Raw genomic sequence first — 11,607 nt, forward strand, 5'->3', positions numbered from 1 at the left:
TGATTAACATGTTACTTTTAGATCGCGCAACAGAACTGCTGTTAGAAAACAGGCTCAGAGAAGCCGAGTTTATGTTTAAACAAGTGCTTAAACAAAACCCCACCAATGGCAAAGCCCTATTTGGCCTAGGCCGTATATGTATGCGTTTAGAGCAATATGATAACGCAATATACTACCTGAAAAGAGCATGTGAACATCTACCTAAAATGCTCGACCCTTTATATGCTTTGGCTGATGCATTTATTGCTGTTGGATCGCCCGTTGATGCTAAAACCGTCCTTGAATACGCCTTAAGTGTAGCCAGACATAACGCCCAAATTCACTATCATCTTGGTCAATTCTATTTAGATCATGGCTTCATAGATAACGCTTATCAAGTTTTCAAAAAAGGACTAGAGTGTCCAGAATCTGGTGTTTCTGTATTTATGATTTTTGAGCTCATGCAATTGGCTCCTCCCTCTGAAATACCTGAGTTAATGGCGCGTTTAGAGAAATTTGATGGTAAATTTGAGAACCCAAAATTTCAAATTGTTGCCTATCATGCCTTTGCAACTGCGCACCAAGCTCTGGGCGACAATAAAAAAGCCTTTGAATATTATAAAAAAGCCAATGAGCTACAGCTTACACAATGCGAATTTAGCACAGTGGATATGCTGCCATTCTATAACCGTTTATTAGCCACTTGTGATGAGGACTTTTTCTCAAAGCCAATAGATAAAGTGAAATCAACGTTTACACCTGTGTTTATCGTTGGACTACCCAGAACCGGCTCTACACTGCTTGAGCAAATTCTGACACAACATAGCCAAGTCGGCACAATTGGCGAAAGCATAGTGCTCAGTGACAAAATAGTGCCATACCTTGAAATGCGAACTGAACGCCCTTTTCCAGATTGTATTTATGAACCATCCACATCCATGCTTGATTACTGTCGCAGTGTTTATGTAGATGAAATCAAGAAAAACAGGGTCCAAGAAGAAGCTGTTATCAATAAGCTTCCGGCAAACTTTCAGAACATAGGACTGATTTACAGGATATTCCCAAACGCCAGAATCATCCATTTAACCCGTGATTTTATGGCTAACGCTTGGTCAGTTTACAGTAACCATTTTGCCGAAAATGAACCCTACTTTTGTTCGCTCCCAGAGTTCAAGCTTTACTCTGAAATTGAACAACAAGTGATGTCCCACTTTTCATCAAATCTAAAAAGAAATGTATTCAATATCAGCTATGAGAAGCTAATCGATGAGCCAGAACGAACCGTTCAGAAAATTCTTAACTTTATGTATCTAAAGTATGAGCCAGAATGTATGGAGTTTTATAAAAGTCGCAGCAAGGTCTCAACACTGAGTAAAACTCAAGTACGGCAGCCAATCCATAATCGTTCATTAAACCGCTGGCAAGTCTTTGAAAAAGAGATAGAAAAAGAGCTCACGCAGCCTGAATAAAGTATAGGCAGCTAATAGCTTGAGCTGTTATAACGATCAAACCAATTGAGAACATCTATAAATTGGTCTTGCAACGCGTTTGGATGAGTGAGCATATCGATATGGCCATAGTTATGAGTGTGACCATATCTTTTTCCATAAATATTTAATTTCTGAACGCCCCCTCCTGACTCTTTCATAAACATTTCAATATCGATTGGCTGAGCCAAAGCCTTGTCACTTACTCCCGCTATATGCAGCGTAGGAGGAAGAGATAGACCACTCAAAGCTTGGCCATAATCAAAGTTATCATCACTATCTAGCCAAGGGCTAATTTTTGCCCATTGCGCACTTTGCGCATGTGACTTTATTGTCTCGCTATCGGCGCCCCAACGAAGCTTTTTCGCCGGTAAAAAGCCGTGTTTTTTTACGTAATAATGTGCAAGCCAAAACCACAACAGATTTGCTTTGAGTAATTTTTCAGGGTGATTATTGTATAAGCTACGCTTAGAGCCAAAATAAGCGCAAGCTCTTACATGGTTGATTTCATCTGGATAGCGAGCAAACACACTATTCAAGATGACTCCGCCCCAAGAGTGCGCAGCCCAATAGTGCGGCCGCTCACCGACTTTTTTCGTTATGTACTCAAGTGCCGCTGGTACTTCCTCTGTGATTGACTCTGTCTGACCATAGTCATGTCCTGACGAAATGGCGGGTACGCTTTCACCTCTTCCACGTAAATCCAACACAAAGCACCGGTACCCTTGTGCTGCGAGATAAGGAGCAAAGCCTTTATTTGAATTTGTATAAAAAATTTTGCCATTTTCTATTGCACCATGCAGACATAACACCACAGGTCCTTGTTTATCTGGGTTGTGAATATACCTAAGATGCAATGAAGCATTTTTATCAGGTATTGGTACTTGTATCGACTCTTGCTTTATCATGATATGCGCATGCTCTTTTTAACTCATCGTACCAGCCGGATGACTTAAAAGTAAACCCATTAGTGAAGGCATTGAAATTAAGGTATAATTCTGCAAAGTAATTTTGCGATATACATTCTAAGCATGCACCCTAGAAATAAACACGCCAACGGCTACGATTTAGCTGGTCTCTCGGTCATAGTCCCTGAGCTAGCAAATTATCTTGTAAAAAAGCCAAATGACCAAACTACGATTGACTTCTCTGACGCTCAAGCCGTTCTATTATTAAATAAAGCACTGTTGTTCAAGCACTACGGGATCAAATATTGGGATCTACCTCCGCAATTCTTATGTCCGCCAGTACCAGGGAGAGCAGACTATATCCATGCCCTTGCTGATTTACTCGCAGATGAAAATGAAGGCGAAATCCCCACTGGAAAAAAGATAAAATGTTTGGATATTGGGACAGGCGCTAACTTAATCTATCCTATATTAGGGCATGCGGAATATAAATGGCGATTTGTCGGCAGTGATATTAATCCAATTGCAGTGAAAGTAGCTGAGAATATCGCTAGGGCAAACAAGCTGGCGGTGAAAATAAAACATCAAGCTGACAGCAATTCAATATTTCAAGGCGTCATCACAAAAGATAGCTATTTTGATATCACTATGTGTAACCCACCATTTCATGCAAGTGAACAGGCAGCTCAACAAGGTACTCAAAGAAAGTGGAAAAACCTTGGAATCACAAAAACAGCTAAACAACTAAATTTTGGTGGCCATGCACCAGAGCTTTGGTGTGACGGGGGCGAGCTTGCCTTTATTACAAATATGATAAAAGAAAGTACTCAGTTTAAAGAGCAAGTAGGATGGTTCACGACCTTGGTATCAAAAAAAGATAACCTGCCAGCTTTAACAAAGTGCTTGAAACAGCAAAACGTTAAAAACCATAAAGTCGTTAATATGTTGCAAGGAAATAAGCAAAGTCGATTTATCGCATGGCAGTTTTAATGAACTGCTTATGCCCCCACTATCGCCCTACTTGTCATTGAGAATATGTTGCAGCACACCAAACAGCGCTCTCATGTCGATGGGCTTTCCTACATGAGATACAAAGCCCTGTGCAAGATACCTTTGCACATCACTCTTCATCACGTTCGCCGTTAAGGCAACTATAGGTAAGTTTGGCTGCTGCGTATTGATGACTGTTTGCGCTTCGATACCGTCCATTTCTGGCATGTGAATATCCATTAAAACCAAATCAAACTCACCTTTTTGGCAAGCGTCAATTGCTAATTTTCCATTTTCTACAATGACTAACTCTGCTTGTGTTTCTTTGAGCATCACTTTAACCAGCATCTGGTTAATTTTATTATCCTCTGCAATTAACACTTTTCTTCCTTTTAAATCTGGAGGTGATAGCGATTTACAGGGTAATGAGCTAGGTATTTGACTCGTTTTTTCAAGTGGCAGTACAACTCGGATATTGGTGCCTTTAGCTTGTTCACTCTTTAATTTTATTTCTCCTCCCATCAGTCGCACTAAGCTTGTGGTGATAGACATACCTAAACCAGTCCCACCGTATTTTCTTGTTGTCGATGTATCCGCTTGTGAAAACCGGTCAAATATACTGCTTTGCACCTCCTTACTCATGCCAATCCCTGTATCATCTATATTCAGGACAACAGCTGGATTGTGTTCATACTTTCCGTTCATCACGCTTATTTTTACTGACCCTTCATCCGTGAACTTAACAGCATTGGACGCCAAGTTTAGAATTATCTGCTTAACCCTCACCAAATCCCCGAGCCACCTGTCATCAAACTCCTCATCGATTGCGACATTAAAATCAATACCTTTTTTGCTGATCAACCCATCCAAGTCATACTTGACCGACTCGACAATATCTGCGAATGAAATAGGTGCGTTTTCTAGTTCCAGCTTATTCGACTCAATTTTTGAATAATCCAGGATATCATTGATAATTGTCAGCAAGCTTTGCGCTGAAAATGAAGCATTAGCAAGTGTTTTTCTATAGTCAGAATTTAAATCTGCACCTTGAAGTAACTGCAAACCGCCTAAAATCGCATTCATGGGTGTACGTATTTCATGGCTCATATTGGCAAGAAAATCACTCTTGGCCTTAACTGAGTTTTCTGCAGCTAGCTTTGCTGCTGCGAGTTTTTCTATCACAGCTACCTTATCCGTGACATCATAGTTTACTCCAATGACTTTGACTGGTTTGCCAGACTCGTCTTTGAGCACTTCCGCACTCGCTTTCATGGTCCTTATATTGCCATTTGGATGCACAACTCTAAACTCAGGCTCATAAACACCTTCACCTTTCACTGCCGCCTCTAATTTTGAGCGCGCATATTCAAGGTCTTGTGGGTGAACACTATTTTCCCAAGCTTCATAAACGCCTGAGAACTGCCCTTGGGAAACGCCATACAGCTTAAACATCCAATCATCCCAAATTAACTCATTGGAAATAAGATCCCACTCCCAAACCCCAATCTCTGCAGAGTCGTTAGCAAGCTGCATTCGAATAGCGAATGAATCCGCCTCTTCTTTTGCCCTTTGCATTTGCGCCTCAACCTTCTTTTGCTGCGTCGTGTCTTGAACAACAGACCAGATAAAATCCTCATCATCACTGTCGGTAATTTTTATCCCTGACAATAGCACCGGAAATACATTTCCTGATTTATGAATATATTCTTTAGCATAAGGACCGTAGCGCCCTTTCATCTTTAAATCATCGAGCTGTTTATATTCTTGTTGTTCATACTTTTTCGGCGTCAGTTGCCAGTAATCCATTTGATTTAGTTCCTCCACGGAGTAACCCGTAATGTTACTGAATTCCTGATTTACATAGTCAAAACTGCCATCTTTCATAAAGTTTATGGCAATGCCTACTGGCGCCAAATTTACAAAATGCTCGAATTTTTCTTTTTCCCTTTGATATGCTTTTTTGTACCGTTTGATATCAGAATGGGCAGCATCAAGCTTTTGTTGGACCTGCACAATTTCACTAATATCTCGACCAATCGCCAGAATAAGGTCCTCACCATTGAACTTCACTGCCGTGAGAGATACTAAGCATGGGAATGTTGAGCCATCTGGGCGAGAATGGGTCCATTGAAATAATTGCGCGCCTTCATTTTGAGTTTTACCGATATAGTGGTTAGCTAAGTGTTCAGATGATTGGCCGCAGGGCTGGTGTATGGGTGAAATATCAGCTGGTGTCAGTTGTAAAAACGCGTGTTGGCTTCTAATGCCATGCATTTCGATCGCCGCGTCGTTACACTCTACGAATTTTCCTGAATTTAAATTGATAATTGAAAGTGCATCGCCAGATACATCAAACAGCTTTTTATATTTGTCGCGCTCAAACTTAACTTGCTCTAGCTCTTCTCTCAAGCCTTCAAGTTCACTTTCCAAATCTGTATAAGTTTTTCCAGACATATCAGCTCCAGATATGCAGCGGCCATGTAAGTTTCCATCCACCTGCTATAAATATAGAAAGAAATAAGATTAAATACACCCGAAAACCAAAGCTTCAAAGTGTATTGTAAGAAGGAAAAACTTAACTGCTTGTATTATGAGGCAGTCGAACTTCAAAACAGCTACCAACACCTAACTGCGATGTCGCGATAAGCTCAGCACCTTGATTTTGTACCATCATTAACGCGATGGTTAAACCCAGCCCCACATTTGCTCCAACGGGTTTAGTTGTGTAAAAAGGATCAAAAATTTGGTTCAGCTTTTGCTCAGGGATCCCTGCCCCCTTATCCTCAAAGTAGACACTCATTGACTGCTCATGATTTCGTATGCTTATTTTTATGTCACAAAGTGCAGAGCCTGATTCCTTCGCATTTAAATATAAACTTTTGAACACTTGTAATAATTGCTCACGACAGCAACTTAATTTGGGTAGCGGCTCATGCTTATTTTCAAATACGACTTGGCTATGTATTTCAGCACTGAAGCTCGTAACAATTTCATGTAAGTCATAAAGGTTAGCCTGCTCATCTGAAATACCATTAAAAACCGACAAGGCAGCCACAATGCGCTCAATTCTATTTAAATCAACAGCATTGTCTTCAAGTAATTCAAAAATGTCTTTAAAGTCATTGTCCAAATCTTCATCATGAGTCACATCTACTTTATTCAATACCGCATTAATGTAATCTTGCAGCACTGAAAAATTACACTTTAACGCCCCAAGCGGATTATTAATCTCATGGGCCATTCCTGCGGCTAAGTAGCCTATTGAGGCCATTTTCTCTGATTGAAGCAAAGATGCCTGCTGAGCTAAGATTTGATCTTTTGCTGCTTGTAGTGAGGTATTTACACTTAGTAACTCCGCAGTTCGCTCAGCGACCTTAACTTCTAAATTCTCATTTAGGTCTTTTAAAGCACTCGCCAATTCTGACTGCTTCTTAATATCTTGAAAAGCTCTCAGCGCACTGGTCATCGTTATGTATAAACGGGACTTTGTTAGGTCAACTTTGTTTTTATAGTCGTTAATATCATATTTAAGCATCACCTCATGTTCAGGTATGGTGCTAGGCTGGCCAGTTCTTAATATTATCCTTACATCATGATCGTTCAATTCATTTCGGATGTGATGAACACATTCAAGCCCAGCCTGATCCGTCTCCATAATTACATCTAGCAAGATCACGCTGATATCTTGCTCTGACTGCATACATTCTATCGCTTGTGCTTTTGAATAGGCATGTAAAAAGGACAAGCCTCGATCTTGATAACTGAACTTTGATAAGGCCATTTTTGTCACTTCGTGCACTTCAGGCTCATCATCAACGACGAGCACTTTCCACGGAGGACGTTGTGGTTTTTGTTGTGCTTGCGAAGACTCGCTTGCTAGAAAAGAAAATGTGGAATTTGGCATGGCTACCAATTATAAGTGTTGATAGCCTTAAGCATGGCAAAAAGCGTTAAATTTACAACCTATTAAGCTCAGTTTTGTAGTGTTTTCTACACACAGATACATACCGATCGTTGCCGCCAATTTCTACTTGATCACCATCGGCAATGGCATTGCCCTGTTCGTCTAACCGCAATACGTGATTCGCTTTGCGGCCACAGTGACATACCGTTTTAAGTTCTATCAATTTGTCAGCCCATGCCAATAAGTATTGCGCACCTTCAAATAGCTCACCTCTAAAGTCAGTTCTGAGCCCATAGCACAACACTGGGACGCCCAACATATCAACGACATCTGTTAATTCAGAGACTTGCTCTTTTGATAGAAACTGACTTTCATCTACTAGAATACAATCAAGTTTGTTTTTTTCGTGCTCAAGCTTTACTAATTCAAACACATTTGTAGCTGGTTCGAAGGTGCTCGCATCGGCCTCAAGGCCAATACGAGAAGCAACTTTTCCAACACCTGAGCGATTGTCTATGGCAGCGGTTAAAATAAATGGTGTCATACCGCGTTCACGGTAATTAAATGCTGATTGCAATAACGTAGTCGATTTACCCGCATTCATTGCCGAGTAATAAAAATAAAGTTGTGCCATAGTTGCAAGTGTCTGATTTCAAGTGCACGTAAGTCTACAGAAACTTGACTGAGCTGACCACAATCAATATCGAGGAATCTTATGATTCACTGGGTTATTTACATAATCTAAGTAATATTCATGTAAGGGCATGGCGCCTAGCCCCTCCCATAAAGCACGGGAGACCTCTGGGTTTTGCTTCAAGAAATCTTTTGACAGAGCTAAATACCCATAACTTATATCGACCGGTGGAAACACTGGCTCAAGTAAATCACTATATGGAAAGCCAGAGATCTGTTCATCGTAAATTTGGCATAAGCCCAGCGCACCATCTACTAAGCCCTTCAAAACAAGTTGATAGGCATCATCTTGAGAGTCTGTTTGAATCACACGATACAAGTCTTGTTGGAGTGATTTTAACACTGCATAACCACGCGGCACCGCGAGGCTAATTGGAAAATTGTTGTTTGCGACGTCTTGACCTAAGCCTTGCTTACCGACTAAGCAAGTACCTAACATGCTAATCGCTAATGTTTCATCCACCTTGCCCAGTTCATTTATGGGAAAATTCAAAAAAGTAGATCGTTCAGCGCGATAAGACGCAACCACAGCATCCACTTTGTTTTTTTGAACTTCTTTCAAACATCGCTGCCAAGGCTTACGAACAAATTTAAACTTTACATTACGTACCTTGTTCTCTAGCCCGCGCAAAATCTCAATGGTCGCACCCGGGCGGTAGTTGGGTACTTCAAAACCGCTACCAAGAAAAAACGGAGGGATGTTTTTATCTTCATAACACAGGGTCATGAAGGTGGTTGCATGTGATAATGAGGACCATGATATGAAAAGAAAAAATGCTAAAAAACGCATATGGCTCGCAACTAGTTGAAGAGTTAAGTAATGCACAGGCATGCCTGACACTCTTTATACTATAGCCTACTCGTAGCGCTCTGCCTTTGGTTCAGGAGATTGGTCTTGTATTTATGAGTATATAAACAAGTGCCTTGAGTAAAACGCTCAAGGCACAGAAAACTGAAGCTTAATTACTTCGCGTCTAAATAACGCTTTTCAACTTCTGCCCAGTTAATAACATTGTAAAACGCCGCGATGTATTCAGGACGACGATTTTGATACTTAAGGTAATATGCATGTTCCCACACATCCAAACCTAAAATTGGTGTCTGATTGCTCATAAGTGGGCTATCTTGGTTTAGTGAGCTTGTCACTTTCAACGCACCATCAGCGTCAACAACTAACCACGCCCAGCCGCTACCAAAACGACTGACTGCAGCGGCTGTGAATAGCTCCTTGAACGCATCAAAACTACCAAACGTGTCTGCAATTGCTTTAGACAACTCACCTTCGTGTAATTCACCACCATCTGGAGACATAATAGTCCAGAATAGGCTGTGGTTATGGTGACCGCCAACATGGTCTCTTACAGCACCTTTAAGGTTTTCAGGTAGTGATTCAATGTTTACAAGTAAGTCTTCAACACCACGGTCGGCAAACTCTGTGCCTTCTAAAGCCGCATTCGCTTTATTGACATAAGTCTGGTGGTGAAGTGTATGGTGAATTTCCATTGTTCTTGTATCAATATGCGGCTCTAGCGCATCATACGCGTACGGTAGTTGTGGCAATGTAAAAGCCATGATTTTTCCTCATTTACTTTAGTGGACGATATGTGGACGGTTAAAGCCACCTTCCATTGCCATGTTAACTTGTTCAATTAACTCAGGAAGATGGGGGTGACAGGACGCAAAGTTAATCAACTCCTGCCGTGTTTTATGTAAGTGGTGGCAAGCAATCTCAACGATTTCAATTGACGCGTTTTCGACTAAATGAAGAATTGCAGTATGTACTTCTATCAACTGCTGGCACGCTCGCTCAGGCTTAGACAATGCTAAAAAGCAGTCAGCTAAATTATGAGCCGCAACGACTAGGGCTGGGCAGCAATGCTCTATTGCCGTTAATTGCTCATCACTTGCTTCACTTTTTACAAAGCGTTCAAGTAAATGACCTGCCAGATTTAAAGCACTTTGATATTTGTCTCTGGCTGAATCAAATTGGCCATGCTGAAAAGCGTGGTTGCCCGTTTTTATTGCATATTGCCATGGTGCTAAGGCGTACTCCAAAGGAGTATCAATTGAAGATTCTGGTTGCTCAATTAGGGCCATTACGCTCCCCTTAGATTGCTTTACACCTGACAACTATAAACAAAACCAACACCTTAATGCAAATTGTTTTTATTTGCATTATTACCATGATTTAATCGTGGTTATTGCTTTATTTACAGCTCGCATCACACTTCGTCGATTAGGTTGTATAAATTACAACCAGAGTTAAAAGCATAAAAGACAACGATAATGAGAATAAGAATCAATTGTTAAACCTATGATTTTAAAGGATTTTTATTGACAAGTAAGTACATATAGATAGAATACTCTTCATAGTCAGAGTTTGAGGAACATCCTATGAAGGGTAAACAAAAAATCATCGATGCATTTAACGCACTACTGGCAAATGAACTAGCTGCAATTGACCAGTATTTCATTCACTCTCGTATGTACGAAGACATGGGTCTTGATAAATTGTATGAGCGTTTGAACCACGAAATGGAAGAAGAAACAACGCACGCTGATTGGCTAATTAAGCGCATTTTATTCCTAGAAGGCGTGCCAAACATGACCAAACGTCGTGATTTATTAATCGGTCAAGATGTAAAATCGATGATGGAAAACGACCTGACACTTGAGCTTGAAGTGGTTGCATGTGTTAAAGACGCAATCAAAGCCTGCGAAGAAGAGCAGGATTATCAATCTCGTGCAGTACTTGAAAAGCTACTATTCGACACTGAAGAAGACCACGTTTACTGGCTTGAACAGCAAATCGGTCTAATTGATAAGATCGGTATTCAAAACTACCTACAGTCTCAACTTGCATAGGAAGGCTAAAATATGAAAGGTAATAGAGAAGTTATTGTCGCCCTAAATAAGGTGCTTGCAAACGAGTTGGTTGGTATTAACCAGTATTTTCTTCATGCGCGTATGTTTAAAGACTTTGGCTTTATGAAATTAGATAAAGCAGATTACAAAGTATCAATCCAAAAAATGAAAAATGCTGACAGACTTATTGAGCGTATTTTATTTTTGGAAGGTCTACCAAACTTACAAGATTTAGGTCGATTAAATATTGGTGAGAATGTGCCAGAAATGATTGCTGCCAACCATGCTTTTGAAGAAGTCTCTTTAAAAGATTTACAAGCAGCTATCGCTTTGTGTGAAGAAAAGCAAGACTATATCAGCCGTGAAGCTTTGGACAACATCCAAAGCGAGCAAGAAGAACAAATAGACTGGCTAGAGACACAACAGCAACTACTTAAAACAATGGGACAAGAAAACTACTTACAATCACAAATGTAAGTTACACCCATTAAAAAAGGGCGCTTAATTAAGCGCCCTTTTTCGTATTTAATTCTTTATGCAACTTGCTCGGTCACATCAACGATGTCGATAAGCTTTTCATTCAAAATCTTCTTTGTGCAATTACAGCATTTGCCGCATTGCGTGCCAACACCTAGCTCTTTACTTAGGTCTCTCATAGAGCGAGCACCGTCATCTATCGTCTGCGCTATTTTTTTGTCTGTTATTCCGTGGCAGATACAAATATACATGAATGAAAACCAATCTCAATTACATCAACTAAAGCTAGTTTAATCTAAACAAA

12 protein-coding genes are annotated in these 11,607 nt (G+C 40.4%); 4 read left to right on the plus strand and 8 right to left on the minus strand.

Annotated elements, in window-relative coordinates:
• Positions 1-8 precede the first annotated feature (8 nt).
• Positions 9-1,448 (plus strand): tetratricopeptide repeat-containing sulfotransferase family protein, encoded by a 1,440-nt coding sequence (locus N477_RS15570; RefSeq protein WP_063363625.1) that lies wholly within the window; start codon positions 9-11, stop codon positions 1,446-1,448.
• Between the two features lie 11 nt (positions 1,449-1,459).
• On the opposite strand, the gene N477_RS15575 is transcribed toward N477_RS15570, so the two are convergent.
• Entirely contained in the window at positions 1,460-2,374 is a 915-nt protein-coding gene (locus N477_RS15575) for an alpha/beta fold hydrolase (protein ID WP_063363624.1), read from the minus strand.
• A 123-nt stretch (positions 2,375-2,497) separates the two neighbouring features.
• Here N477_RS15575 and rlmF point away from each other — a divergent pair, with 123 nt between their 5' ends.
• Positions 2,498-3,364, plus strand: a complete 867-nt coding sequence (rlmF, locus tag N477_RS15580) for a 23S rRNA (adenine(1618)-N(6))-methyltransferase RlmF (RefSeq protein ID WP_063363623.1) — start codon at positions 2,498-2,500, stop codon at positions 3,362-3,364.
• 27 nt (positions 3,365-3,391) lie between these two features.
• On the opposite strand, the gene N477_RS15585 is transcribed toward rlmF, so the two are convergent.
• The 6 genes from N477_RS15585 to N477_RS15610 all read right to left on the minus strand — a co-directional run bounded on the left by N477_RS15585 (position 3,392) and on the right by N477_RS15610 (position 10,058).
• Entirely contained in the window at positions 3,392-5,818 is a 2,427-nt protein-coding gene (locus N477_RS15585) for a PAS domain S-box protein (protein WP_063363622.1), read from the minus strand.
• 121 nt (positions 5,819-5,939) lie between these two features.
• Complete coding sequence (locus N477_RS15590; RefSeq protein WP_063363621.1) at positions 5,940-7,268, minus strand: ATP-binding protein; 1,329 nt, start codon at positions 7,266-7,268, stop codon at positions 5,940-5,942.
• A 52-nt stretch (positions 7,269-7,320) separates the two neighbouring features.
• Positions 7,321-7,902: a thymidine kinase gene (locus N477_RS15595; RefSeq protein ID WP_063363620.1), complete on the minus strand. Its 582-nt coding sequence runs from the start codon at positions 7,900-7,902 to the stop codon at positions 7,321-7,323.
• 63 nt (positions 7,903-7,965) lie between these two features.
• Entirely contained in the window at positions 7,966-8,688 is a 723-nt protein-coding gene (locus tag N477_RS15600; protein WP_196760635.1) for a substrate-binding periplasmic protein, read from the minus strand.
• Positions 8,689-8,924: 236 nt separating this feature from the next.
• On the minus strand, positions 8,925-9,533 hold the full coding sequence (locus N477_RS15605; RefSeq protein WP_063363618.1) for a superoxide dismutase: 609 nt from the start codon (positions 9,531-9,533) through the stop codon (positions 8,925-8,927).
• Between the two features lie 18 nt (positions 9,534-9,551).
• Positions 9,552-10,058, minus strand: a complete 507-nt coding sequence (locus tag N477_RS15610) for a hypothetical protein (RefSeq protein WP_063363617.1) — start codon at positions 10,056-10,058, stop codon at positions 9,552-9,554.
• Between the two features lie 297 nt (positions 10,059-10,355).
• On the opposite strand from N477_RS15610, the gene bfr (N477_RS15615) reads away from it, so the two are divergent.
• Both bfr (N477_RS15615) and bfr (N477_RS15620) read left to right on the plus strand, forming a co-directional pair.
• Complete coding sequence (gene bfr / locus N477_RS15615) at positions 10,356-10,826, plus strand: bacterioferritin (RefSeq protein WP_039610271.1); 471 nt, start codon at positions 10,356-10,358, stop codon at positions 10,824-10,826.
• Between the two features lie 12 nt (positions 10,827-10,838).
• Entirely contained in the window at positions 10,839-11,303 is a 465-nt protein-coding gene (gene bfr / locus N477_RS15620) for a bacterioferritin (protein ID WP_063363616.1), read from the plus strand.
• Positions 11,304-11,359: 56 nt separating this feature from the next.
• Here bfr (N477_RS15620) and N477_RS15625 read toward each other — a convergent pair whose 3' ends face one another.
• A complete protein-coding gene (locus tag N477_RS15625; protein WP_023397915.1) occupies positions 11,360-11,554 on the minus strand; it encodes a (2Fe-2S)-binding protein in 195 nt (64 codons plus the stop codon).
• Between the last annotated feature and the right edge of the window lie 53 nt (positions 11,555-11,607).

The organism is Pseudoalteromonas luteoviolacea H33-S (genome assembly GCF_001625695.1).
GTDB classification, from domain to species: Bacteria; Pseudomonadota; Gammaproteobacteria; order Enterobacterales; family Alteromonadaceae; genus Pseudoalteromonas; species Pseudoalteromonas luteoviolacea_B.